Source organism: Candidatus Neomarinimicrobiota bacterium (genome assembly GCA_017656425.1).
Lineage (GTDB): Bacteria > Fidelibacterota > UBA2242 > UBA2242 > B5-G15 > JACDNV01.
This window is the reverse complement of record JACDNV010000001.1, coordinates 296,203-322,475: the sequence shown is the minus strand read 5'-3', so window position 1 is coordinate 322,475 and position 26,273 is coordinate 296,203. Positions and strand designations below refer to the sequence as shown.

The window sequence follows — 26,273 nt, the reverse complement described above, 5'->3', positions numbered from 1 at the left end:
TTATGAGTGAGAATAGTAATGTTTGGGTTTTTATAGAGCAGAGGGATGGAAAACCTGCTGATGTAAGCTTTGAGTTGTTATCTAAAGGTAGAAAGCTTGCAAATACACTTAATGAGAAGCTAGTGGCGGTTCTTCTCGGGTATAAAGTAGAAAATATCGCTAAGGAAACGTTCAGATTTGGTGCGGATGAGGTATTACTAATTGATCATGAGAAGTTGAAGTACTATTTGACATTACCATATGCCAGGGTAATTATTGATCTGGTAACCAGACTGAAACCAAGAGTGGTGATTTTTGGAGCTACTCATATAGGTCGAGACCTTGCTCCAAGAGTAGCTTCTGCTACAAGAAGTGGTCTGACAGCTGATTGTACTGATTTGCAGATTTCTGATGTGAGATATCTTGGGAAAGAATATAAAAATCTCCTTCTACAGATAAGACCAGCATTTGGTGGTAATATAATAGCTACAATTATCTCGCCGGATAGCCCGACTCAGATGGCGACGGTACGCGAAGGAGTGATGGAAAAGGTTGAAATCCCGGGTTACAACGAAGGGAAAATAACCCGTTTTGAGTATAAATCTGATTCTATCGATGAAGTTATAAAAATCGTAGAGCAGTGTAGATCCGAGAAAAAAGTTGATCTGAAGTCAGCCCAGATTATAGTGGCAGGTGGATACGGGATGTGTTCGAGGGAGAATTTTAAAATTTTGTATGAGCTTGCACATCTATTGGGTGGTGAAGTTGGTGGTAGCAGAGCAGCTGTTGATGCTGGTTTTATAGAACATGAGAGACAAATTGGGCAAACAGGGGTAACTGTTAGACCGAAGTTGTATATTGCTTGTGGTATTTCGGGTGCAATACAGCATAGAGCTGGCATGCAAGAGGCAAAGAAGATAATAGCAATAAATACAGATCCAGAGGCACCAATTTTTGACATTGCCCATTATAAAATTGTTGGTAATGCCATGGAAGTAATTCCAATGTTTATTGAGGTCTTTAAACATAAATTGAGGTAAGGGTTATGGAGAATTTTTTTATAGATAATAAGGATTTACTTTTTCACTTTGAAAAACTAAATCTGGAAGAGATAGTAAGAATTATTGAGGATGATTATACACAGACGGAGAGATTTCCCTATGCACCATCCGACTACGGAGATGCGATGGATAGTTATAGAAAAGTTTTGGAAATTGTGGGTGATATTTCAGCAAATATTATTGCGCCAAGTGCGGAAGATGTTGATAGAGAGGGTAATAGATTAGTAGATGGAAAGGTTTATTATGCCGAAGGGACAAAAGAAAATCTTAATAGATTGTCTCAGGCTGAACTGATGGGAATGACTCTGCCAAGGGAATATGGTGGGTTAAATTTTCCTACATCGATTTACATGATGGCGATAGAAATGGTTTCCCGTGCTGACGCGTCGCTAATGAATTTATTTGGGCTTCAGGATATAGCGGAGACAATAAATAAATATGGTAGTGAGGAGCAGAAGAGGGAATTTCTCCCTGGATTTGCAAGTGGCAAATTTACAGGTGCTATGGCTTTGACAGAGCCCGATGCAGGATCTGATTTACAGGCTGTTAAACTTTCTGCGTATCAAGATGAGAATGGTACATGGCGTTTGAGAGGCGTGAAGAGATTTATTACAAACGGATGTGGCGATGTATTGCTTGTATTAGCACGCTCCGAGCCAGGGACAAAAGATGCAAGAGGTTTAAGTTTATTTGTCTGCTACAATGACGATTCACTAGTAGTTAGAAGGATTGAGGATAAACTTGGAATTCACGGATCACCTACATGTGAACTACAGTTCAACGATACACCTGCACAGATGATTGGGCAAAGAAAGTTTGGATTAATAAAATATGTTATGGATTTGATGAATGGAGCAAGACTTGGTGTCTCCGCTCAGGCTCTGGGCATAGCTCAGGCAGCTTATGAAGAGGCTTTGAAATATGCAAGGGAAAGGGTACAGTTTGGACGTCCAATTTACGATATACCTGTGGTAACAAATATGCTGATTGATATGAAAGTATCGCTTGAAGCATGTAGGTCTTTATTGTATTCTACGTCTTATTGGGTGGATTTAAAAAATGCTCTTGAGAAAAAGATAAAAAAATATAAAGCCGTCGGAAAAGATTTTTCTGAGGATAACAAAAGGTTGAAAGAGGTTACTAAAATTGCCAATATGCTTACTCCGATGACAAAATATGTAATTACAGAGACGTCAAATAAAATATGTTATGATGCCCTCCAAATTCATGGTGGTACTGGCTATATGAAAGATTTTACAATTGAAAGACTTTATCGTGATGTAAGGATAACAAATATTTACGAAGGTACATCTCAGATGCAAATAGTAGCAGCGATAGGTGGTGTTATAAATGATATTCTTCAGGATTATTTTAATGAAAAGATGAATAAGCAGTATCGGGGAAATCTTAGTAGATTGAACGAAATTTTGAAGAAAATAAGGGAGATATTTCTGGAGTCTCTGGAATATGTTAGAGAAAAGAAGGATAACGATTTTCAGGATGTAGCAGCACAGGACCTTGTGGAGTTATACAGTTACCTATATATCGGATATTTACTTCTGGATGAAGCAGAAATTAATAATAGAAAGATCTATATTGCCAATCGTTACATAATCGATGCACTCGGCAAAGCAAATAGAAATATTGAGAGAATTAAAAACGAAGAATTCTCCGATATCATGCACGCAGATGAGATTCTTTTATAATTTATAGATAACACACTGACAATACATTTATTGTTGGATAATTAAAACAATATGTATTTAAATGAGTGCTAAGATACTACCATTGTATTAAATTTTATATCCCGATGCAAACTGATTAACCAAATTCATATTTAAGCGTTTGACAAAACTACATATAGAAAGGCTATATTTATTAAGTTGTTTCTTTATTTCATTTTTCGGCACTACTGGATTTTGTGTGGATAAATAGTTAGAATTAGGTATGAAGAGCAAGGAATTATATCAGCAGATATTAGGGATTGAATATCCCTGGGAAGTTACCGGGGTTGAACTTTCTCTTGAAGATGAAGAGGTTCTTGTTAAGGTTGAATACGTGTCTAACACAGCGAAATGTCCTGAGTGTGGTAGAGAATGTAGTATTTACGATCATCGAAGGGAGAGGAGATGGAGGCACTTAGATACCTGTCAACTAAAGACCTTTATAGTATGTTCAGTTCCACGGGTTAAATGTTCAAAGCATGGTGTATTAAGTATAGAAGTTCCCTGGTCGGAGTCTCATAGTCGTTTTACAATTTTATTTGAGAGATTAGCCATAGACATGTTATTGTTATTTAAGAAACAGAAGAAGGTAGGAGAGATATTACGAATAAGTTTTGATCAGGTACACAGGATAATGCAAAGGGCTGTAGAGAGGGGTTTATCCCGTCGGGAGTTGAGTGGAGAGATAAGTTATGTAGGTATAGATGAGAAGAGTTATCGTCGAGGACATAGTTACATAACAGTGTTAACAGATATTGATAAAAAGCGTGTATTAGGACTTATTGAAGGTAGACAAAAAAGTTCGGCTTTATCGTTAATCAGAAACACATTAGACACAAAGCAACGAGAGGGAGTAAAAGCGGTTTGCATGGATATGTGGAGACCATACATAAATGCTACCAGAGAATGTTTAAAGTCAGCAGATATAGTCCACGATAGATTTCATTTAATGAAATATCTGAACAATGCGGTTGATTCAGTAAGAAGAGAAGAGATGAGGGCTATATCTATTAAAGAGAGAAAGATTCTCAAGGGTAGTCGATATATCTTTCTTAAGAATCAAGAGAAGTGGACTGATAAGCAAAGGACAAGATTTCAACAGATACGTGATATTAATCTAAAGACCTCTCAAGCATGGTTAGTGAAAGAGAACTTCAGAGAATATTTTAACAGTCAATCAATAAATGATGCAAAGTTCTTTTTTACAGAGTGGGTTTATAATGCAAGAGAGACGGGATTAAGGCCAATTATTGAGGTAGTAAATCTTTTTATCAAACATACATCAGGTATAATCAATTATGTCATACATAAGATTACCAATTCGATATCAGAGACAATGAATTCGATTATTCAAGAGATTATTTTTACAGCCAGGTGTTTTAAGAGATATGAAAATCTAAGAACAGCTATCATGTTTTTTCTCGGTGGATTAAGCCTTTACCCATAAAAATACCAGTATAGCCCATTTTTCAAAAGCTATAATCGATAATTAGCAAGAAATAACAAATCTTTGGTCTTTATTAAATTGTGTCTTTATTATTTTAATTTTCAAACTATTATTAAAATTTTTAACTTTCCCAGAATATTTTAACAATGAGGGTAGCCTGATATGGGAAAGACAATTCAGGAAATTAATGAGAAAATAAAATCTGGTAAAGCAGTAGTTGTCACAGCAGAGGAGATGATAGAAATAGTAAGGAAAAAGGGCGAGTCTCGTGCTGTAAAGGAGGTAGACGTAGTAACTACGGGGACCTTCGGTCCAATGTGCTCCAGTGGTGCTTATTTCAATATAGGTCCAAGGAAACCTACGATAAAAATAGGTGGCGGTAAGTGTTATCTTAATGATGTACCAGCATATGCAGGATATGCTGCGCTTGATGTCTTAATAGGGGCGACGGCGCTACCTGAGGATGATCCAAAAAATAAATATTATCCTGGTAGGTTTAGATATGGTGGAGGACATGTAATTGAGGATCTGGTTGCGGGTAAAGATGTTCATTTAAAAGTTGAAGCATACGGTACAGATTGCTATCCGGGCAAAGAGCTGGATGAATTTATAAATATTAAAAATCTTCGAAATGCTATTCTTTATAACCCGCGAAATAGTTATCAAAACTATAATGTTGCTGTAAATCTTTCGGATAAAGTGATTTATACATATTTGGGCGTTTTAAGACCAAGGATGGGAAATGCCAATTACTCCAGCGCCGGTCAATTGTCTCCGCTTTTAAATGACCCATTTTATAAGACTATTGGTATAGGCACCAGAATTTTTCTAGGTGGTGGGGTTGGTTATATATCCTGGTATGGCACACAGCATAATCCTGATGTAGAGAGAACTGAAAGAGGTGTGCCCAAGAGACCTGCGGGTACGATAGCGGTTATTGGTGATTTAAAACAAATGAGCCCGGAATATTTGAAAGGAGCATCAATTACCGGTTATGGTGCTTCTCTTTATGTTGGGATGGGGATACCTATCCCTATATTAGATGAAGAAATGGCATTTTATACTTCTGTAAGTGATGTCGATATTTATGCTCCTGTAGTTGATTACAGTCGGGCTTATCCTCAAGGAACGGGGGAAATTATTAAAGAGGTTACCTATAAAGAATTGAGAAGTGGCGAGATAAAAATATGTGGGAAAGGAATACCAACTGGATCTCTTGCAAGTTATTATATGGCAAGAAAGATTGCTAATGAATTAAAAAAGTGGATTGAGGAAGGCAAGTTTTTATTAACGGAACCTGTGGAAAGGCTCCCAGGCTGGGAGAAAGAAGTAAAAATTATAAGGTAAATGTGAGGTAAATAAATGATAAATAAAAAGATTGTACTAAAATTCCCACCAAGTCTTGTAGATCAACCGATTATATGTAAGCTTGTAAAAGATTTTGATCTGGAGTTTAATATACTGAAGGCTTATGTTACCCCGGATGAAGAGGGTCTGTTGGTTATAGAATTAAAAGGTAAAGATAAAAATTACAATGAAGGTATCGAATATTTGAAATCTAAGGGAATAATAATACAGACATTAAAACAAAGAATAATGAAGAACGATGAAAAGTGTGTACACTGTGGAGTATGTATTTCAGTCTGTCCTACCAAAGCTTTATTAATGGATATAGATACAATGAAAGTAGAATTTATCGAAGATGATTGTATTGCTTGTGAACACTGCATCCTTGCATGCCCGGTAGGAGCTATGGAGGCAACATTTTAATGGAAAGATTTTATCAAAGCTGGTGTAAAACAAAGGATTTGATTTCTTTTACAGTCAGAATAAAAGAAAGTGAGCTTTTTATTCAAAGTGATCGTGATTTATCTATTGAAGCGGTAGGATTGCTTGACAGGTATAGAAGAATTCTTGAGGATTACGTTCGGAAACGTCCTGAGTTCTTAAAAAGTTTGAATCCAATTAATGATGACCGAATGGCACCTGATATTGTAAAAGATATGATTTTTTATAGTAGGGTTGCAGATGTTGGTCCCATGGCGGGCGTGGCTGGGGCTGTTGCCGAATATGTTGGTAAAGACCTTTTAAAATATACTGATGAAGTGATAATAGAGAATGGGGGAGATATATTTTTAAGTTCAAAAAAGGATAGGAATATAGCTATATACGCTGGTGATTCGGTTTTTTCAGGCAGAATAGGAATAAAAATAAAAGCTAAAATAATGCCGATAGGAGTCTGTACCTCATCGGGGACTGTTGGACATTCTTTAAGCTTTGGGAAGGCGGATGCTGTAGTCGTGGTTTCAAAGTCAACAATTTTGGCTGATGCAGTGGCTACCTCTATAGCCAATATGATAAAGAATGAAAATGATATTGAAATGATTGTTTCAAAGGCTACTAAACAAGATGAAATAGATGGTATTTTAGTAATAAAAAATGATAAATTAGGAGTAAAAGGAAATATTGAATTGATTGAAATTTAAATGGAAAAAAAGAAACGGGTTAGGTATTTAAAAAAGCCTTACGGAGAGGTTTTAAAAAAAATAAAGGACGAAAATAGATTAAGGTATATCTTTATATTAATAATTCTTGCTATCGGTTTTATCGTATATTATTTCATGCCCGTTTCAAAACCTTCAGACAGCTACATTTTGGCTGAGGGTTATAGGAGATTTGTATTCAAAGTAAAGTCAGATTTAATTAAGAATGGATTTCATTATGTTGATATAAAGAGATTCAAAAAGGTGACCCTTCCAAAAGGGACAATGGTATATGAGATTGATGAATCCAGATCACTTATTGAGTCGGAAAAAACCGTTTTCAGGATACTGAATCGGAATGGATACGAAATCTATAAAAGATCACAAATTGGAGAGAATCAGGGATACGTATATTTTGTAAGCTATAGTAAGAAACCTACAGGTTATATTCTGGTTCTGAAGAAGGATAATCTCGGTCTTATTAGATATTTCAGTAAAGAGTTTTTGATAAAGCCAAGAATAGCAATAATAATAGATGATTTTGGTTATGGGTATAATGATATAGTTAAGGAATTTCTTGAATTGGGTGTGAAATTCAATATTTCGGTAATTCCAGGGCATAGATACTCGAGGATCATATCAGCTGAATCAAAAAGAGCTGGCAAAGAGGTTATAATTCATATGCCAATGGAAGCTATAGAAGCGAATAGCAGATATAATTATGGTGAAGAGGAATTTATGTTGCGGACAGGTATGAGCCCTGTCGAAGTAAATGAAAAATTGAATATGGCTGTTATGGAATTGCCCGAAGCAGTTGGGATTAATAATCATATGGGATCATTGGCAACTCAGGATCCATCGTTGATGAGAATTGTTGCGTTGAATATAAAGGAAAAGGGTTTATATTTCATTGATAGTCTCACATCTCCTAAAAGTGTAGCTTTTGATATTATGAGGCAAAATGGTGTAAAGACTGCGGTAAGATCGGTATTTCTTGATAATGAGACAGATTTAAACGAAATTAGGGCTAAGTTCGATAAGTTAAAGGAGATAGCTAAGAGAAAGGGAAAAGCTATTGGGATTGGACATGTAAAAGCGGAGACATTAGAGGTTTTCAAAAAATTAATTGAGGAAAATTATTTTTCAGATGTTATATTAACATATGCATCTGAAATTGTAGAATAAGAGTATAAAATGGCCTATTTAGAAGTTAATTTAGATTCTTTTATTAAGTTTGAAAAATATTTCAGGCTTAAGCTTTCTAATATTTATAATATTGTAGGTCTATTAGAAGTGAATAATATTCATGGTATCTGTTTTTCCTATGATGTAGTAGATGATATAGAGCTTTTTCTCGATACAGTCAAGTCAATGACTGAGGCGAGGATAAATGTCAGGGTTGTTCCTGAAAAGGGTATAATTCAGCGCCTGTTGCAATATAAACCTGACGTAATAACACTGATTGATCCATCTAGCGATGATTTATCTGTTTTTCTGCCGTCAAAAAAAATAAAAGAGGTAACTTCTGAGTTCAGTAATAGGGAAGAGATTGGATTTGTTATCAGACTGCAGCCGGATTTGAAATTTTTAAAATTTGCCTATCAATATGGATGTGATGAGATTGAGCTGGCTTCAGATTCATTGGCTCTTGAAGAGATGCACATTGAATATAACAAAAAACTGGAGCAAATAGCTCATAGTGCTAGAGTTGCAAAGAAAAACGGTATGAGGGTCTCTATATCTGGGGGTTTAAATAGACGTGTTATAGATTCTTTAATTAATATTGTTGATTTTGAATTTATCTCATTGGATGATATATTATTGGCGGAGGCAATTTTTAAAGGGCTTTCTGAAGTCTTAAAAGAATATATTATTCTAGTTGAGGGTAAGTGAAAGGAGATTTGGTACATGAGATTGATAACGAAATTTTTCAGAGGCAATATAATAGAGAATTTTCACATTAGCTATGCGGTTGTAGTTAACGATCATGGCAAGGTAATTTTTTCAGCAGGTGATCAGAATTTCCCATCCTATATCCGTTCTGCTGCAAAACCCTTTCAAGCTGTAGCAATGTTGGAGGCAGGTATAGTAGACAAATATGGATTGACAAATGAGGAACTTGCTCTTTTGTGTTCGACACACAACGGAGAAGTCATTCATGTTGATTTATTAAGGGAGATGATGAGGAAAGTTGATATAACTGTCGATGATTTACAGTGTGGAGTTCATCCTCCCATTGATAGGTCGAGCTATGAACAGTTGATATTACAGGGGAAAAGACCTACCACGGTGCACAATGCCTGTTCAGGAACTCACATTGGAATGATAGCAATGGCAAAGGCTATGGATGTCGCAATTGAAAATTATAATCTGGAAAATCATCCGATACAAAAGAATATTTTTGAGAAAATACAGACTTACTCCGAAATGGAGAAAATTCCCACTGCTATTGATAATTGCAACTCTCCTACATATTTTTTACCATTAAAAAATCTTGCTATTATGTATAAGAAATTAATTGCTGAGGAAGATGAAAATCTCCGTAAGGTGGTTACCGCTATGGCATTGAATCCGCAGCATGTTGCTGGGAGAAATAGATTTGATACAGAATTTATAATCGCTACTGGTGGTAAGGGTGTATCAAAGACGGGAGATGATGGTATAGGAGCTATTGGGTTAAAAGGTGAAGATGGGAAATATTATGGAGCAGCTGTAAAGTCCTTGAGTGGTAATAGGGAAGTCCCTGCGTATGTTATCATCCAGATTTTAAAACATTTGAAGCTGATTGGTGAGACCATCTTGACCAAACTCGAAAAATACGAAAACCCTGTTCTTAAGAATCACGCTGGTATAGAGTATGGAAGAGTAGAAACAGAAATTGTATCTGAAACAGGTAGCTGAAGTTTATTAATAATGTCTTATATAAAGTTTGTCCTTTTTGATCTTGGCAATGTAATAGTAAATGTTGACAAGGAAGAAGCTCTCAGGATTTTTTCTGACATTACTGGTGAACCTGTAGAGAAGCTCTTAGATTTTCCTGAATCTAATCTGGAAAAAAATTTTGAGAAGGGAAAGATTGCCATAGAAGACTATGTTGCAGGATTGAAGAGGCGTTTTAATCTTACAAATGAGGTAAATAAAGAAGAGCTTATAGAAATCTGGGCGAGCTGTTTTAAATTAAATGAGCAAATGATAGAGCTTGTGAAGAAAATCGATAGGAATATAAAGAAGGGTATATTATCAAATACGAATCCACTTCATATTGAATCGATAAATAAAAATTATGATATATTCGGGTATTTTGATTATCTGTTTTTTTCCTATGATTTTGGATATGTAAAACCTGATAAGAGAATTTACACATCTGTAATGAGTAAGCTAAAAGCAAAGGCAAATGAAATTATATTTATAGATGATCTGCAAGCTAATCTTTTACCTGCAGAGAAAATTGGATTTCACACATATCTTTTTGATAATCCAGAAAGTCTTGAAAGGTATTTACAACAAAAAGAGGTAATAGGATTAACAAGGAAAACTCAATAAATTCCATCCTGACGCTGGAAGAAATTATAGAGCGTTTGAGGAATCATTTATCTTTTAAAGCCAGTATTACTGCAACAAAGTTAATACCTGGTAATAATGGTTCTTATGCTGATTTCCCCGATGATTTGAACAGAGATTTGAAAGAAGCTCTTATCAAAAGAGGTATTGAAAAGCTTTATTCACATCAGGCTGAAGCATGGAGATTAATTAAAGAAGGCAAGAATGTCTGTATCCAGACTCCCACATCAAGTGGTAAGACACTCTGTTATAACATGCCAGTGGTAAACTCCATAATTGAAGATAGTGAGTCGAGGGCATTATATATTTTCCCGACAAAAGCGTTATCCCAGGATCAGATTTTTGAATTAAATGATATTATAAATAAGTTGGGAATTGATGTATATGCTCAGACATTCGACGGTGATACTCCCCAGAATATAAGACAGAGGATAAGACAGCGTGGGAACATAATTGTAACGAATCCTGATATGCTGCATCAGGGTATACTTCCACATCATACGAAGTGGGTTAAACTGTTCACCAATTTAAAATTTATAGTTATAGACGAACTGCATATTTATCGTGGAGTTTTTGGGTCTCATTTCACAAATGTAATCAGGAGACTAAAGAGAATATGTAGGTTTTATGGCTCTAATCCACAATTTATATGCTGCTCGGCAACAATAACAAATCCAAAAGAGCATGCAGAAAACCTTACCGAAGAGGATTTTGTCCTAATAGACAAAAGTGGAGCTCCAACTGGTGATAAGTATTTTATCTTTTATAATCCACCAATTGTCAATAATGAACTTGGAATCAGGGCAAATTATTTGCACCAGACAAGAAATCTTGCGAGAATATTCATTGATAATAACATATCAGTAATTATTTTTGCTCTATCGAGGCTAAATGTTGAGATTCTAACAAAATATCTTAAAGATGATTTTGAGAGAGGAAGATCTGATAAAGCAGGCAAAGAGATAATCGCTGGATACAGAGGGGGCTATTTGCCATATAGAAGGAGAGAAATTGAGAGAGGATTGAAAGAGGGCTATATTAAATGTGTGATTGCGACAAATGCCCTTGAGCTAGGAATTGATATTGGTAGTCTTGATGTGTCAATTATTGCTGGTTTCCCTGGATATATATCATCAGTCTGGCAACAGGCTGGTAGGTCAGGTAGAAGGGGTGCTCTATCCTGTGCGATTCTTGTGGCAAGGAGCTTCCCTGTGGATCAGTTTATAATAAATAATCCGAGTTACTTTTTTGACAGGAATCCAGAATGTGCAAGGATAAATCCAAACAATGTTATGATACTGGTTGATCATATAAAATGTGCAAGTTTTGAACTACCTTTTTCCGGTAGTGAAACCTTCGGTAATATATCCATTGAAAATACAAAGGCTATTCTTGGAATGCTGAATAAAAGTGGCGAAGTGGTAAAACAGGGCGATAGATGGTACTGGGAATCAGAGGATTATCCTGCGAGTCATATCAACATCAGGAGTATCTCCCATGAAAACTTTGTGGTAGTTAATAGAGATGAGTGTGATAAAGTGATTGGTGAGGTGGATTTTTATTCGGTACCGACAACAATATATCCAGGTGCAATTTATATGGTTGATGGAAATCAATATTTTGTCGAAGAATTGGATTGGGAAGGGAAGAAAGCATTTGTAAGGGAATCCAATGCTGATTACTTCACAATGTCTATTGATTATACTCATGTGAGAATTCTTGATATATATGAGTCGAAGAAATTTGATTCTGTTATTCTGGAAAATGGTGAGGTTCTTGTAACAAATAAAGCTGTTGGTTTTAAAAAGATTAAGTTTTACACTTCAGAGAATCTTGGATATGGAAAGATAAATCTTCCTGAGCAGGAAATGGTGACCAATGCATTATGGTTTACATTGACACGGTCATTCCTTGATGATTTACCTTATTCGAAAAGTGAAAATATAAGTGGGGTGCTTGGCTTATCCTATGCGTTGCATCATGCAGGTTCCGTTTTGATAATGGTCGATCCCAAGGACATGAATCGAGCAATTGGTGATAGAAATGCGAATTGGTATGTAAGGTCAACACCCTTCTCAAGGGGAGTGTATACAATGGCTGATGAGTCAAGACCAGAGATGAAAATAAGTCCCGAAAAAATAGGTAAGTTTGAACCGACTATTTTTATATTTGACAACTATCCCGGCGGGATAGGACTTTCTGAAGACCTTTATTATAAATTTGATGAGCTTGTGGAGACAACTTATAAGTTGATTGAAGAGTGTTTTTGCTCTTCTGGCTGTCCTGTCTGTGTTGGTCCCAGTGAGGAAACAGGTAGCAGGAATACAAAGTTTATAGCAATGGAAATACTAAAATTGTTAAGGAGCAAAGTACTTTTGAATCGTTAAAAATTTTTTTGAGGAAAATGTGAATTTAAATGAAATAATAAATAAAATTGTAAAGGTCGAGGTGACTGGATATAAAAGGATTATAGACCTTTCCAAAGATATACTGTCTATAATGGGTGAATGTAGTTACATTGATATTATTGGAGTTGGATTTGTTAACAAAGTTGATAAAAAACTTGTAATTCTCAATATTTATGAAAGTGGGAATAAAAAATATAGAGGTCCTCTGAGATTATCTCCCGATGATTATAAAAATATATTTAAGGATAGAGATCACAAAGATAGCAAATATCTTGTCGGAAGAGTTAAGGTAAATGGGTATACACTGGACAATGTTTTTTGTATAACTTTTAAACTATCAGGTCTATCATACGATGGTTTAATATTTTTTTCTACCTTTAATAAAGAATCTATTGAAGATTCAGTATTAGAAACTTTATCTGGAATTCTGGAAATGAAGTTTAGAATTTATCTGGATAATAGAATTACAGGATTCTCTCAATATGAGAAAGAGATGCTGGATACCTTACTTAAAAGTATTCCCGATGGAATCTTTTTTAAAGATAAACAGTCACGGTTTATTTTAATAAGCGACTATCATGCTAAAAGGCTTGGTTTATCAAGTCCGGAGAAGGCATATGGCAAGACCGATTATGATTTTTTTGATAGGAAATTTGCGGAAGAATCCGAAAGGGATGAGAAGGAAGTAATTCAGAAAGGCAAAAGTATAGTAAGAAAGGAAGAGCTAATTGAAACCGAAGGTAAAAAAAGGTGGGTAAGTGTTACAAAGGTTCCAATGTTTAACAGGGAAGGAGATATCATTGGGCTTGTTGGAATTTCCAGAGATATCACTCAGATTAAGAACATTGAGGAGGAATTAAGAAGGGAAAAGGAAAAGTTTGAAAGGATATTTTTCTATAATCCCGAGCCAATGGTCTATATGGATAGAAATTTTTATATTCTTGAGGTAAATAAAAGATTTGAGGAAGTATTTGGATGGAAAATGGATGAAGTTCGGGGTAAGTTTATTGATGATGTAATGGTTCCCGATGAAATAAGAGAAGAAGGCAAGAGGCTTAATAAGATGTCCAATACAGGATACATTTTCTATGATACGTATCGAAAGAGGAGAGACGGTAAGAAGATTCCTGTGTCTATTTCTGCTGTATCAATTTTTGATAAAGGAGAGATTGTAGGTAGATTCGCTATATACAAGGACGTTTCGGCAAGAGTAAAAGCAGAAAATATGAATATCGCGTTTTTTGAAATATCGAATGCTGTGTACACTAAGAGGGCTTTTAAAGATTTTCTAGAAGAGATACATTCCTCGATGAAAAAGGTGGTTGATGTTGAGAATATATTTTTCACAATAAATCATAGGGGCAAATATTTAAGTATTCCCTACTATAATTGTACTGTTCCAATAAAATTTTACGGAAAAAGGCTATTGAAGATTTTATCAAGGGAAGTAATGAGAAATGAAAAAATGATAATCTTATCGACTAACCAAATGATAGATGTTATAGAAAAGTCGGATATAGATATAGAAAATATTGAATATTTACCAAAATTAGCCATAGGTTTACCATTAAAAGTGAAAAGGAAAATTGTCGGTGCTATGATAATTTTTGAATATATGAAAAATAGCGAGTTGTCTAAGGAAGTGAGGACTCTGGAAGAGGTGGCTGTACAAATTGCGATTGCTTTAAAACATAAGATAGAAGAGTATGAGCGAGAAAAGTTACTAAGAAAATTACGTAAAGCTTTAAGGGAGGTAAAGGAGTTATCTGGTCTGTTACCTATTTGTGCGAATTGCAAAAAGATAAGGGATGATCAAGGTTACTGGAATGATGTAGAGAAATACATATCAGAAAACACAGATGTGGATTTTACTCATAGCATTTGTCCTGATTGCATGAAAAAATTATATTCAGACATTTATAAGGAACTCTATGAAAAAGCTAAAGACGAAGGAAAGTGATAATAAACTGATTATTGTTTCAAATAGATTACCTGTTACCATATCTTATAGGAAGGGTAAAATAGATGTAAAACCTTCTCCAGGTGGTCTCGCAAGTGGATTAAGGTCTTTAGCTGGCAGATACGAAAGTATCTGGGTTGGCTGGCCCGGAATGTTTGATATAAAAGGACCGGTGCGAACATCTATAATTAGACTGCTAAGGGAGAAAAATATGTTCCCGCTTTTTCTTACAAAGAGCGAGTATAAGTGGTATTATGAGGGTTTCAGTAATAAAGCAATATGGCCTTTGTTTCATTACTTTATAGAGCATGCAGAATACAATAAGAAATCTTGGGAGTACTATAAGAAGGTAAATGATAGATTTCTTGATACTGTTTTAGAAATTTATACTGAAGGTTCAATTATATGGATTCAAGATTACCATTTGATGTTATTGCCGGGTTTGTTGCGTCAGAAAATACCTGATGCCAGTATTGGGTTTTTTCTGCATATACCATTTCCCTCCTATGAAATTTTTAGACTGTTACCCTGGAGGGAGGAAATTTTGCAGGGATTAATAGGTGCTGATTTGATTGGCTTCCATACCTATGATTACTTGAGACATTTTTTAAGTTCTATTAAGCACATACTTGGAGTTGAGCATTTTTTTAATGAATTGCTGGTAATAAATAGAGTTATAAAAGCCGATACGTTTCCGCTTGGTATTGATGTTGATAGATTTAATGAGTCATCTAATGATATTTTTATTAAGCAAAAAGTTGGATCATTGAGAAATAGATATGGTGATAAGAAAGTTATATTGTCAGTTGATAGGCTTGATTATACAAAAGGGATTGTACAGAAGGTTTTAGCTTTTGAAAGGTTTCTGGATAAATATCCAGAATACAGAGGAAAAGTTACATTGCTTATGATTGTGGTACCATCAAGGTGGAAGGTAGAATATTATGGAAAATTAAAAGATGAGTTAGATAGACATGTTAGCAGAATAAACTCTAAATATCGTTCAATAGATTGGCTGCCGATAGAATATTTCTACAGAAGTTTTAGGCAAGAAGAATTAATAGCTTTTTATAAAATTTCTGATGTAGCGATCGTAACCCCATTCAGAGATGGTATGAACCTTGTATCAAAAGAGTTTATTTCAACTAAATATCCTGATGCAGGGGTGTTAGTTTTAAGCGAAATGGCTGGGTCGGCTATAGAGTTGTCGGAGGCAATCATTGTAAATCCCAATAATATGGATGAGCTTGTAAGTGCGATTAAGAAATCCATGGAAATGCCGATTAGTGAAGCTAGGGACAGAGTATCATTGATGTTTAATAAATTGAAAAGATATGATGTTTACAGATGGGTAGAAGACTTTCTAGATAGTTTGAAAAGAGTTAAAGCAGAGCAGGAAGAAGCGGTTTCGGACGTTATTAGTGAGACGGTTTTTACAAAGATAAAAGAAATGTATGATAATGCCAACAGAAGGTTATTTTTCCTTGATTATGATGGTACCCTTATTCCTTTTTTCAGAAGAGTAAAAGAAGCTCGCCCTGATTCTGAACTTATCAGGGTACTGAAAGATTTGAGTAGGGAAAACGAGGTGGTTTTAATAAGTGGTAGAGATAGAGAAACAATGGATGAATGGTTTAGTGATATCGGTGTAAATCTTACGGGAGAACATGGCGCGTGGTTTAAGAAAAAAAGTGGCTCATGGTATAAACTGGAGGATGTAGATAATAGCTGGAAGGATGAGATAAGATCTGTAATGGAATATTATGTTGACAAGACACCGGGGTCATCCATAGAGGAGAAGGAATTTTCTTTGGTCTGGCATTATAGGGGTGTGAATTCCGATTTGGGATATATAAGAGCGAGGGATCTTGTGGAAAACCTGTCATATATGATCGCTGGAACAAACCTGCAGGTGCTTGAGGGGAATAAGGTTGTAGAGATTAAGAATTCGGAAATTGGAAAAGGACGAGCAGTAAGAGAGTGGCTCAAAGAAATAGATAGTGATTTCATACTTGCTATCGGTGATGATTGGACAGATGAGGATATGTTTCGGTCTCTATCCGACGATGGAATAACTATAAAGGTAGGCTTTGGCTCTACCAGTGCCAAGTTTAGATTAAGAGATTATAAAGAGGTGAGGGAATTTATAATAAAATTAATGTCAGATCAGGGGGAGTGACAGATGATACATTTAATTAATTATCGTTCAATAGTGGGGGATAAAGTACTGCATGAGATATATAGAAAGGCCAGGGGTATCGCAGGTAAAAGAATAATTCATTTTAATTCCACCTATCTCGGAGGTGGAGTTGCTGAGATTCTAAATAGTCTTGTCCCTTTAATGAATGACATTGGAATTGATACGGGCTGGCGGATAATAAGGGGGAATCCTGATTTATTCAATATAACAAAGAAGTTTCACAATGCTCTACAGGGTGATAAAATTAATCTTACGAAGATCAAGAAAGACCTCTATATACAGTCCAATGAAAATTTTTCCATTTATACACATATTGACCATGATGTTGTAATAATACATGATCCACAGCCCTTGCCTCTTATAAATTTTTATAAAAAGACCCAGCCATGGATATGGAGATGTCATGTAGATATAACCAATCCCAATAAAGAGTTGTGGGAATTTTTAAAAGGGTTTATTCTTAGGTATGATCTTGCCATAGTATCAAATGAAAAATATCTCAAGGATGATCTTTATGTCGAGCAGAGGGTTGTGTATCCAGTTATAGATCCCCTATCCCCGAAGAATATTCAATTACCAACGAAGGTTATCAATAAGTATTTGAAAAAATTTGGAATACCAACTGATAAACCGATAATAACTCAAATATCGAGATTTGATAAGTGGAAGGACCCTGAAGGGTTAATAGAGATATATAAGATGGTTAGGAAAAAAATTGATTGTAGATTGGTTCTATGTGGCAGTATGGCCACTGATGATCCTGAAGGATTAATCATATATAGAAAAGTCGAGAAAAAGGCAAATAAATTTCTTGAGAAGGGTGATATAATTTTAATTACTTCGGAGAATAATGTTCTTGTAAACATACTTCAAACAATTTCTAATGTAGTCGTGCAGAAGTCTATACGAGAGGGGTTTGGTCTGGTAGTTACAGAGGCTTTATGGAAGAAGAAGCCTGTAGTAGCTTCAAATGTTGGCGGAATACCTCTTCAGATAAAGGATGGATATAATGGATTTTTACTCGATCCGTATGATTATGAGGGATTTGCCGAGAGAATTATTGAGCTTATAAAGAATCCGAATCTTTCAAAAGAGCTAGGTGAGAATGCACGGAAAGTTGTATTGGATAAATTTTTAATTACCAGGATGTTACTGGATTACCTGGAAATACTAAAATATGTATTAGATGAATATTGATAATGTATAGAAGGATTGTCTGATTTGTTCTTATAGTTACCCTTTTACCATTTTCCTTGTCTAAAGAGCTTAGAGTTATAGGGGAAAATGACCGGAGTGGACTTGACTATGGATAGGTGTTACTGATGGGAGAGTATAAGCACATTGAGGTAAGGAAGACTCGATGTATGAATTTGGGAGTAGGGTTTAAAATGTATTCTGACCGATTTAATTGAGAGAGATAGAATATTAGCTAAAAGTGGATTAAAGCTGAAGATTTCATACGAGAAATAATAACATAATAGTAATAAGTACATTATTGTTATCATTACAATATAATTAAGCTAATTATTTAATGGGAAAGGTAAATCCCAACGGTTAAATAATATATGTTGACAAACACATATCCATATAGAATTTTATCAGGTGGTAATTCTGTTAATCCGTTCTTAAGGAAAGTATCAGCCATTAATATTATCAATATATAAGTGAATTATTAAAAGGCAATTAAAGAATATTATCGGGATTATACAATTAACTTGATTTTATAGGCAAAGTGATGGCATAAGATTCGCTTTTAATCATTATGGGTAATTTTAATGATGTTGAAAACATGATTATGTATACCTGTAGATAACAAAAAAATATATATGGCATCCTGAATTAAATAGTAATATCAAAATTCAATTAAATAAATTACTGGGGAAAGATGATGTATTTGATCAGGTAAAATATATCAATGATTATACTCCGAGGAGGATTTGTTATATTTTCGTAAAAATCGTTTTTAATAGAAATTTTTATGGACTCAATGTTTCTGACAATTTTGGTGTGATATCTGCTCAAGGTTAAGTAATCTTCTTTAGAAATAGAGAACTGAATTGTCTATCTATGTCTAATTCATATGTAATATATTAAATTTTGACAGGCTTGAATGATTTTATATAACCAAATGTCTTAAATAATGATAATAATAAAAGTATTAATCAGATAAATTTTTTAAATTTACTGGATGAATAGACTGAGTTATTTAGAGCTACTACTTATCTGCTATAATGTCCTCTTTATCTCGATGCTTATTATGAAAATATTTTTTGGCATAGTATGTGCACGTCGGTATATGCTCTTTTTTAATTAAAACTACCTTAAAGGGATTTGGATATGGGGAAGGAAGCTGTTTTATTTGATTTTGATGGCGTTGTTGTAAATACAGAGCCGCTTTATGAGCGAGCCGAGAGGAAGTTATTTGAAGAATATGGAATTAATATATCTGAGGATGAGTGGAAGCTTTTTAAAGGTATCTCAGAGAACGCTTTTTATAATTACATAAAAAGAAGATTTAATATAAAAGGTCCAGTAGATGTATTGAAGAAGAAGGGACGGGATTACTTAAAACAAGAATTTCTTGAGCATATAGATTATGTGGATGGCTTTTTACAGTTTTATAATTCTATAAGGAAAAAATATAGAACGGCACTGGTAACTTCAACATCAGGCTCTGTATTGAAATGGATATTCGAGAACACGAAAATCGAAAACATGTTTGATATTATAATAACTTCTCATGATGTTAAAAATACAAAACCCCACCCTGAACCGTATATAAAGGCATGTTTAAAACTTAGTGTCAAACCTGATAAAGTCGTTGCCATCGAAGATACCATTGTTGGTATAAAGTCGGCGATAAGTGCGGGTATAGACACTATTGGTCTGACAACAACTTTTTCAAGAGATGAGATTAAAGAGGTAACCAGATATATTGCTAATAATTACGGTGAAGTGAAATACATTTTAGATAAACTTGAAGGGGAAAATGTAATATGTCAAAACAAAAAAACTGGTTTAGATTATTGAAAACTGATCCAATCCCAATCATTATGGATAAAGCACCTGTGTATATAAAATACAGGACTGCTATTGAATTCTTCCCTGATGATAAAGAATTAATAGAAAAATTGGAAAGCAAGCTCGAGAGAGATAAGATAAGAAATAAAATTTTATCGAGCCAAAATGATGATGGAACATGGCAATTAAAAGAGAACTACTCTATCGAAGAGCAACAACGCTCAATGCAATTTTTAACTCAGCTTAAAATGTTGAGCCATCTTTATGATCTGGGATGTAATAGGGAAATGCCTCAGATTCAAAAAGCGATTATATGTCTATTGAAATTGCAAAAACCAGATGGAAAATTTCCGCTTCATTATCATCACCATGGTCTTGCATTATTACTGCTGGTTCGATTTGGCCTGGGCGGTAATCCTTTTGTAGATAGAGGTTTTAGGTGGATAGCAAGAAAGCAACGTGAGGACGGTGGGTGGTTATCTCCTGCGACAATGTTACCAGGTAAATCTTTTAAAACATGCAAAAGTGACATATGGGCTTCAATCGTGATTTTGCAGGCTTTTAGTTCACATTCAAGATTGAAGAATTCTGAGACAGCTTCAAGAGCAGCGAAATTTGTGCTTGAGAATTTTTTACAAAAAAATGAAACAAACCTATTTCATGAAGCCGAAGCATGGAATTACTTATATACAGATTATACGGATATAGGACTTTTTAGGGGTGGTACATTACGAATGATCGAAGCTATATCACCTCTTAGTGATTTTCATACTCATCCAAAATTTAAGAAGGCTTTAAACTGGATGATTGACCAGCAAATGAAAGATGGTTTATTCCCAAGCGTCGCAGGTTTATCTAAGAAAGGGGATTTTGGTGTAACATTGCGTCTTCTTTTGTGTTTAAAGGAGTTGGAAGAGTCAAAGGAAAAAGGTGTTAGCGTCGAGGAGAAAAAAAATGAGTGATAAGAAAGACAAAAGTTTAATTAAACTTGGTGAGAAAAAGGATAAGGGAAAAAATATAATTTTTACTTCTACGGAAATTTTACCTATTATGGCTTTAAGGAATACGGTTTTATTCCCCAACCATGTAATTCCGATCTATATAGGAAGACCGAAGTCGTTAAAACTCATTGAAAATCTGGATGAAGAACACAGAAAAATAATGGTTATTGCCCAGAAGGAAGGTTCTATTGATGATCCAAAACCTGAAGACCTTTATGAATGGGGCACTGTCGCTCAAGTATTGAAAATTTTTGAGATGCCTGATGGTAGCAAGAGTGCGATAGTCCAGGGTTTGGATAGAGCAAAAGTAGTAGAATATACCCAGAGTGATCCATTTTATATGGGTAAAGTAGCGAGAGCCCAGGAAATTTATACCCCCAGCTTGGAGGTCGATGCTCTTGTAACCAATTTGCGGCAGATATTTCAACGATTAATAAAAGTTGCCCCCTATCTTACTGAGGAGCATGCTCAAATACTAACTAACATTCAGCATCCTGGGAGGTTAGTTGATAGAGCAATTGGCTTAATGAATATTCCAGTAGCGGAAAAACAGGAAATACTCATGGAGTTGGATGTCAGGGACAGACTGGAAAAAGCAACGGTTATCATTAATAGAGAGATACAGAGAATTGAGCTTGGTGAGCAGATTCAATCGGAGGTTCAAGATGAGATAAGTAAAGCACAACGAGAATATTTTTTACGAGAGCAGTTAAAGGCTATAAAGAGGGAATTGGGTGAAGATGAGTCGACATTGGAGTTGAAGGAGCTTGAGAAGAAGATAAAAGAGAGTAAAATGACCGATGAAGCTCGAAATGTAGCCTTGAAGGAGCTAGATAGACTTCAGAAGATTCCGCCTTCATCTCCAGAGTATACGGTATCCAGAACTTATCTTGATTGGCTGGTTGATCTACCGTGGGGTATTTTTACAGAGGATAATGTAGATATAAAACGAGCTAGAGAGATTCTTGATGAGGACCATTATGGACTGGATAAAGTTAAGAATAGAATAATTGAATATCTTGCAGTAAGGAAGCTAAAGAAAGAGGAGGAAGGTGAAGAAACAGTCAAGGGGCCTATTCTATGCTTTATTGGTCCACCTGGTGTTGGAAAAACATCCATGGGCATGTCGATAGCAAGAGCAATGGGCAGAAAATTCGTAAGAATGTCACTCGGTGGTGTTCACGATGAGGCGGAAATAAGAGGTCATAGGAGAACCTATATTGGTGCATTGCCCGGTAGAATAATTCAGGGTATTAAGAAAGCTGGTTCCAGTAATCCAATCTTTATGATAGATGAGATTGATAAGATTGGTCAAGACTTTCGTGGTGATCCATCATCTGCATTATTGGAAGTATTGGACCCCGAGCAGAATCATTCCTTTAGTGATCATTACCTTGAGGTAAGTTACGATTTGTCCAAAGTAATGTTCATAGCTACGGCAAATATTGTAGATACAATATTGCCTGCTTTACGTGATAGGATGGAAATACTTGAGTTTCCCGGTTATACAGAAGAAGAAAAGGTTCAGATAGCAAAAAAATTCCTTATACCAAAGCAGCTAAGGGAGCATGGATTAAGTAAACTAAAAGTAGAATTTGAAGAAGATGCTATTAAATATATTATAAGAAGCTACACAAGGGAAGCTGGAGTCAGGAATCTTGAAAGGGAGATTGCAAATATATGTAGAAGAATAGCTACAATATATGCAGAGAAAAAATCGAGAAGGACGTTTACCATAGATAGAAATGCTGTCTTTAAGTACCTTGGACCAGAAAAATATATTTTTGATATTGGTGAGAGGGTATCAAAGCCGGGTATTGCGATTGGTCTTGCCTGGACGATGGCTGGTGGTGATATCTTGTTTATTGAAGCTACATCAATGAAGGGAACTGGGAAATTACATCTTACTGGTCAACTCGGGGATGTAATGAAGGAATCTGCAGAGGCTGCATTGAGTTACATAAAATCTAATTCTAAAGAACTCGGTATTGATGAGAATATATTTTCGAATATAGACATACATGTTCATGTGCCTGCAGGTGCTATACCCAAGGATGGACCCTCGGCAGGGGTTACTATCTTAACAGCTATATACTCTTTGCTTAAAAAGAAGAAGGTGAAAAATAATTTAGCAATGACGGGTGAGATTACTTTACGCGGTGCCTTGCTTCCCGTCGGTGGTATAAAAGAAAAAGTGCTGGCGGCACATAGAGCCGGATTGAAGAGAGTAATATTGCCTGAGCAAAATAAAAAAGACCTTGTAGAGATACCAAAAGAAATAAAGAAAGAGATGCGATTTGATTTTGTAAAAGAGATGTCTGAAGTGCTTGATATTGCGGTAAGAAAGTAAATTGAGTTTTAGATGAAATGAGTAAGCCTGGTTTATCCAGACATTTGTTTTCTGTGAGCGCAGCAGGAATCGAACCTGCGACCCACGGCTTAAAAGGCCGTTGCTCTACCTACTGAGCTATGCGCCCCAAATAGCTTTCAAATTTAAAATTTAAATTATTAAATGGCAAAGTGTTTTACAATCTTTTCCGGGAAAGTTCATGCACATGGTGGTACGATAGAATTGATTAAATTAAGAGCTCTGGTGAGATTAGATAGGACGAGTTGACAGATGTTATACATTTCATCATTTATTAAACTCTCTATATCAAAAACTGTAATTTTTCTCATTGAAATATTACCCCTATTACCTACTGAAAAGTAAAGGGAAAAAGCTCATACTATTACCTTCTACCAATCCAGAGGATTCGGCGTAGACATCGGATTTGTAACTCCGTCCACATTCATAAATCCCGGAGGTTCATTTGTGGAGGTTGTATTAAAAACACCATCTCCTATTTCATCAACAGGAATTCCCAAAGATAGGTCTACTATAGTATCATTATTTATTACACTAAATAAATAATTACCATTCAAGAAGCCCCCTCCATCTACAGCCCAACATTCATTTACTCCGTCATATTCAATATTATTATTAAAAATAATCGGATTAGCACCATTTATGGAATGTATACCACTACCTCGATATGCTGAAATTAATTGGGGAATGCAATTATATTCGATTAACGGTTTAGAATCCCCCATACATAGCATATAAGAACCACCGCTATCCCACAAAGGCATATAGGATCTAAAAGTACAATGTGAAATAGTTGGTGAACAATCTTTTATCAGAACTGGGGATAAGCCATTCCATCCAACACTCTTTTCAATTATACAATATTTCATAAGGCTTTGTTCTAAAGCACACGAATCAAACATTATTCCAACCCATGAATCTTCATAATATGGACCAAAATCATCATCCCAAGCAGTAAATGTAATTTTATTTTCAATATTTCCATCTGCCAAAAGCTGACCCTTAATAATTAGAGCCGAATAATCCGTAAATTTAACTATTACTCCCGGTTCAATAGTAAGCTTCACCCCTTCATCCACAGTTATAGTATCACTTATAATATATGGACTTCCCGCTAATATCCACGTAATATTTTTTGTTATGTCACCCTGAATAACAGTAGAATCAGCCTCGCTTTCATTATCACCATCAAGAATATTTTTGAACATATCACAACATAGTAAAAAAGTAACCATCATAAATAATTCAATTATTTTAAAATATTTACTCATTGTGCTTCCCAGTCATAAAAATGTCAACTTATTCACTTTTTTATTACCTGTGGTTTGCAAAATGCGGTCTAGCCCTTGGATTGGTAATCCCATCAACATTCTTGCAACTTCTTGAATTTGTTGTAAAAATCCCATCACCAACCTCATCAACAGGATCCCCGAGAGATGTATCTATTATGGGCGGATTAGGCCAATTTACTATCTCAATGTAGTTCATATCGAGAAATCCCCCGCCGCAAACAGCATATCCACCCTCATAAATGTAAAAATCATTATTAAATATCCTTGGATTGGAAGAACTACGGTTGATAAAGCTATCCCGTAGAGTGGCGCAGGAAATACAACTGAACTCGTAACTGCCTCCAGAAAATACAGAATACTCAATAGCTGGAAATGAATTGTTTATACATTGAATTGTACTTCCTCCCGTTTCAACAAGTACATCACATAACGAGAATTTAATGTGACTAAAAGTCGGTGATGAATTATCACATAGTATTACAAAATCTTTTCCCGTAATTTTCTCAAACAGGCAATATTCAAGACGGGTCTCGCTATCGCATGAGTCGAATTCAACCCCACCCCAGGAAATCCAATGAGATTCGGGGTCTTCGTAAGACGTAAACCTGATAGAGTCAGATTCCGTCCCACAGGCTATCAACTTGCCCTTTACTATCAGTTTACTCCACCAACTCTTAAAAGCTACAGTTACCCCTGGCTCGATAACAAGAGTCCTGCCCTCTTCAATCACCAATGTGCTATCCATAACATATGGACTGTTCTCAGCAGTCCATATATCGCACGTGATTTTATTATAAAGTACTATATTTTTCTCAATAACTGTATCCTGTAAGCTAACAACAAACCCTTTTTCGACAAAAAGATAATACCCAGTCTTTTCAACGCGAATTGTGAATACATTCTGAATAATGGTCCTACTGCTAATTGCCATCGAGGCACTTGCCAGAGCTTTTGCTCCTTTTCCCGATATCTTTCTATCTCCCCCTTCATCAAGAAGAACCATCTTTCTAGAATCAGTAAATTCACCGGCCTTCATTCTATAAAAGTAAACCCCGGCAGAAACATATCTCCCGAATTCATCTGTCCCATCCCAGCAAACACGCGAAATACCTTCAGGATATTCACGATCTGTCAGCACTTTGACTACCTTACCTAATAGATCGTAGACTACAATCTTCACCCGACCTGGCTCAGGCAATTCAAACTCTATCACAGTTCCTGGATTAAAGGGATTTGGGTAATTTTGATACAGTCTGTATTTTTTTGGTATTAAACCGTTATTTTCCTCACCTGATATTTTCGTTATTGTTAACTGAATTGAATAGTTTCCATTACTGTCTGAGAAGGTTATTAACGTATCGCCCGTGCCTTCGTTTATGAAGTAAACTTTTGCTCTATCTATACCGACCCCTGTATCGCTATCAATTATTTTTCCTTTTATTATTACGTAATTCTCACCAAATAAGGATTTAAACAGAAAAAATAGAAACACTAACAAAAACATAAAGTAAGTAAATTTTCTGCTAATTGAATACATTACCCCTCCCCAAGAAGGTTGTAGCATTTATATACTTTAAACACTTCATTTCAGCTTTATCTTTGCCTTCTTCTAATTTACCCCCAAATAATCTTTTGTCAAGTCTTTTTTTAAATATTTCTAAAATAATTCCCACTTGAACTAAACAATTCTATCAAATATTTAAACTTTTATACTAATACACCTAATTTCTATTAAACAAAGAAAAAGCCGACCCTTCAAGATCGGCTT

The 26,273-nt window shown here is 35.3% G+C and carries 19 protein-coding genes and 1 tRNA gene; 17 read left to right on the top strand and 3 right to left on the bottom strand.

Annotated features, from left to right (window positions below):
• Window positions 1-2 precede the first annotated feature (2 nt).
• The 17 genes from H0Z29_01265 (at window position 3) to lon (ending at window position 23,195) form a co-directional block, all read left to right on the top strand.
• Window positions 3-1,019: an electron transfer flavoprotein subunit alpha/FixB family protein gene (locus H0Z29_01265; protein ID MBO8130128.1), complete on the top strand. Its 1,017-nt coding sequence runs from the start codon at window positions 3-5 to the stop codon at window positions 1,017-1,019.
• Between the two features lie 5 nt (window positions 1,020-1,024).
• Entirely contained in the window at window positions 1,025-2,746 is a 1,722-nt protein-coding gene (locus H0Z29_01260) for an acyl-CoA dehydrogenase family protein (GenBank protein ID MBO8130127.1), read from the top strand.
• A gap of 241 nt (window positions 2,747-2,987) precedes the next feature.
• Window positions 2,988-4,211: an ISL3 family transposase gene (locus tag H0Z29_01255; protein ID MBO8130126.1), complete on the top strand. Its 1,224-nt coding sequence runs from the start codon at window positions 2,988-2,990 to the stop codon at window positions 4,209-4,211.
• 162 nt (window positions 4,212-4,373) lie between these two features.
• Complete coding sequence (locus tag H0Z29_01250) at window positions 4,374-5,558, top strand: homocysteine biosynthesis protein (GenBank protein MBO8130125.1); 1,185 nt, start codon at window positions 4,374-4,376, stop codon at window positions 5,556-5,558.
• A 15-nt stretch (window positions 5,559-5,573) separates the two neighbouring features.
• Window positions 5,574-5,981 (top strand): 4Fe-4S dicluster domain-containing protein, encoded by a 408-nt coding sequence (locus tag H0Z29_01245; protein MBO8130124.1) that lies wholly within the window; start codon window positions 5,574-5,576, stop codon window positions 5,979-5,981.
• Window positions 5,975-6,697, top strand: coding sequence for a UPF0280 family protein (locus tag H0Z29_01240; GenBank protein MBO8130123.1), 723 nt, complete (start codon window positions 5,975-5,977; stop codon window positions 6,695-6,697). The genes H0Z29_01245 and H0Z29_01240 overlap by 7 nt, the downstream gene beginning before the upstream one ends.
• Window positions 6,698-7,879 carry a divergent polysaccharide deacetylase family protein gene (locus H0Z29_01235; GenBank protein MBO8130122.1) on the top strand — a complete coding sequence of 394 codons (1,182 nt, stop codon included), beginning with the start codon at window positions 6,698-6,700 and terminating at the stop codon, window positions 7,877-7,879. It begins immediately after the preceding gene.
• A gap of 9 nt (window positions 7,880-7,888) precedes the next feature.
• Window positions 7,889-8,587: a pyridoxine 5'-phosphate synthase gene (locus tag H0Z29_01230; GenBank protein ID MBO8130121.1), complete on the top strand. Its 699-nt coding sequence runs from the start codon at window positions 7,889-7,891 to the stop codon at window positions 8,585-8,587.
• Between the two features lie 15 nt (window positions 8,588-8,602).
• Entirely contained in the window at window positions 8,603-9,595 is a 993-nt protein-coding gene (locus H0Z29_01225) for an asparaginase (GenBank protein MBO8130120.1), read from the top strand.
• 12 nt (window positions 9,596-9,607) lie between these two features.
• Window positions 9,608-10,237, top strand: a complete 630-nt coding sequence (locus H0Z29_01220; GenBank protein ID MBO8130119.1) for an HAD family phosphatase — start codon at window positions 9,608-9,610, stop codon at window positions 10,235-10,237.
• An 8-nt stretch (window positions 10,238-10,245) separates the two neighbouring features.
• The gene (locus H0Z29_01215; GenBank protein ID MBO8130118.1) at window positions 10,246-12,642 is read left to right on the top strand and encodes a DEAD/DEAH box helicase; all 2,397 of its coding nucleotides are present in this window, start codon (window positions 10,246-10,248) and stop codon (window positions 12,640-12,642) included.
• A gap of 19 nt (window positions 12,643-12,661) precedes the next feature.
• Window positions 12,662-14,623, top strand: coding sequence for a PAS domain S-box protein (locus tag H0Z29_01210; protein ID MBO8130117.1), 1,962 nt, complete (start codon window positions 12,662-12,664; stop codon window positions 14,621-14,623).
• On the top strand, window positions 14,595-16,802 hold the full coding sequence (locus H0Z29_01205) for a bifunctional alpha,alpha-trehalose-phosphate synthase (UDP-forming)/trehalose-phosphatase (GenBank protein ID MBO8130116.1): 2,208 nt from the start codon (window positions 14,595-14,597) through the stop codon (window positions 16,800-16,802). Before H0Z29_01210 ends, H0Z29_01205 begins: the two co-directional genes overlap by 29 nt.
• A 3-nt stretch (window positions 16,803-16,805) precedes the next feature.
• Window positions 16,806-18,020: a glycosyltransferase gene (locus H0Z29_01200; GenBank protein ID MBO8130115.1), complete on the top strand. Its 1,215-nt coding sequence runs from the start codon at window positions 16,806-16,808 to the stop codon at window positions 18,018-18,020.
• A 1,140-nt stretch (window positions 18,021-19,160) separates the two neighbouring features.
• Window positions 19,161-19,853 (top strand): HAD family phosphatase, encoded by a 693-nt coding sequence (locus tag H0Z29_01195; protein ID MBO8130114.1) that lies wholly within the window; start codon window positions 19,161-19,163, stop codon window positions 19,851-19,853.
• Window positions 19,820-20,806 carry a terpene cyclase/mutase family protein gene (locus tag H0Z29_01190; GenBank protein MBO8130113.1) on the top strand — a complete coding sequence of 329 codons (987 nt, stop codon included), beginning with the start codon at window positions 19,820-19,822 and terminating at the stop codon, window positions 20,804-20,806. Before H0Z29_01195 ends, H0Z29_01190 begins: the two co-directional genes overlap by 34 nt.
• A complete protein-coding gene (gene lon / locus H0Z29_01185) occupies window positions 20,799-23,195 on the top strand; it encodes an endopeptidase La (protein MBO8130112.1) in 2,397 nt (798 codons plus the stop codon). The genes H0Z29_01190 and lon overlap by 8 nt, the downstream gene beginning before the upstream one ends.
• Before the next feature lie 54 nt (window positions 23,196-23,249).
• Here lon and H0Z29_01180 read toward each other — a convergent pair.
• The 3 genes from H0Z29_01180 to H0Z29_01170 form a co-directional block, all read right to left on the bottom strand.
• Window positions 23,250-23,322: transfer RNA gene (locus H0Z29_01180), tRNA-Lys, on the bottom strand.
• Window positions 23,323-23,584: 262 nt separating this feature from the next.
• The gene (locus tag H0Z29_01175; GenBank protein MBO8130111.1) at window positions 23,585-24,484 is read right to left on the bottom strand and encodes a hypothetical protein; all 900 of its coding nucleotides are present in this window, start codon (window positions 24,482-24,484) and stop codon (window positions 23,585-23,587) included.
• Between the two features lie 43 nt (window positions 24,485-24,527).
• Window positions 24,528-26,042, bottom strand: a complete 1,515-nt coding sequence (locus H0Z29_01170) for a T9SS type A sorting domain-containing protein (GenBank protein MBO8130110.1) — start codon at window positions 26,040-26,042, stop codon at window positions 24,528-24,530.
• Window positions 26,043-26,273 lie beyond the last annotated feature (231 nt).

Excerpts from the sequence above, each read along its gene's own strand:
- H0Z29_01170 (MBO8130110.1), bottom strand. The coding sequence starts at position 26,042 with ATGTATTCAATTAGCAGAAAATTTACTTACTTTATGTTTTTGTTAGTG.
- H0Z29_01245 (MBO8130124.1), top strand. The coding sequence starts at position 5,574 with ATGATAAATAAAAAGATTGTACTAAAATTCCCACCAAGTCTTGTAGAT.
- H0Z29_01260 (MBO8130127.1), top strand. The coding sequence starts at position 1,025 with ATGGAGAATTTTTTTATAGATAATAAGGATTTACTTTTTCACTTTGAA.
- H0Z29_01235 (MBO8130122.1), top strand. The coding sequence starts at position 6,698 with ATGGAAAAAAAGAAACGGGTTAGGTATTTAAAAAAGCCTTACGGAGAG.
- H0Z29_01205 (MBO8130116.1), top strand. The coding sequence starts at position 14,595 with ATGAAAAAGCTAAAGACGAAGGAAAGTGATAATAAACTGATTATTGTT.
- H0Z29_01200 (MBO8130115.1), top strand. The coding sequence starts at position 16,806 with ATGATACATTTAATTAATTATCGTTCAATAGTGGGGGATAAAGTACTG.
- H0Z29_01220 (MBO8130119.1), top strand. The coding sequence starts at position 9,608 with ATGTCTTATATAAAGTTTGTCCTTTTTGATCTTGGCAATGTAATAGTA.
- H0Z29_01225 (MBO8130120.1), top strand. The coding sequence starts at position 8,603 with ATGAGATTGATAACGAAATTTTTCAGAGGCAATATAATAGAGAATTTT.
- lon (MBO8130112.1), top strand. The coding sequence starts at position 20,799 with ATGAGTGATAAGAAAGACAAAAGTTTAATTAAACTTGGTGAGAAAAAG.
- H0Z29_01255 (MBO8130126.1), top strand. The coding sequence starts at position 2,988 with ATGAAGAGCAAGGAATTATATCAGCAGATATTAGGGATTGAATATCCC.
- H0Z29_01230 (MBO8130121.1), top strand. The coding sequence starts at position 7,889 with ATGGCCTATTTAGAAGTTAATTTAGATTCTTTTATTAAGTTTGAAAAA.
- H0Z29_01190 (MBO8130113.1), top strand. The coding sequence starts at position 19,820 with ATGTCAAAACAAAAAAACTGGTTTAGATTATTGAAAACTGATCCAATC.
- H0Z29_01195 (MBO8130114.1), top strand. The coding sequence starts at position 19,161 with ATGGGGAAGGAAGCTGTTTTATTTGATTTTGATGGCGTTGTTGTAAAT.
- H0Z29_01250 (MBO8130125.1), top strand. The coding sequence starts at position 4,374 with ATGGGAAAGACAATTCAGGAAATTAATGAGAAAATAAAATCTGGTAAA.
- H0Z29_01175 (MBO8130111.1), bottom strand. The coding sequence starts at position 24,484 with ATGAGTAAATATTTTAAAATAATTGAATTATTTATGATGGTTACTTTT.
- H0Z29_01265 (MBO8130128.1), top strand. The coding sequence starts at position 3 with ATGAGTGAGAATAGTAATGTTTGGGTTTTTATAGAGCAGAGGGATGGA.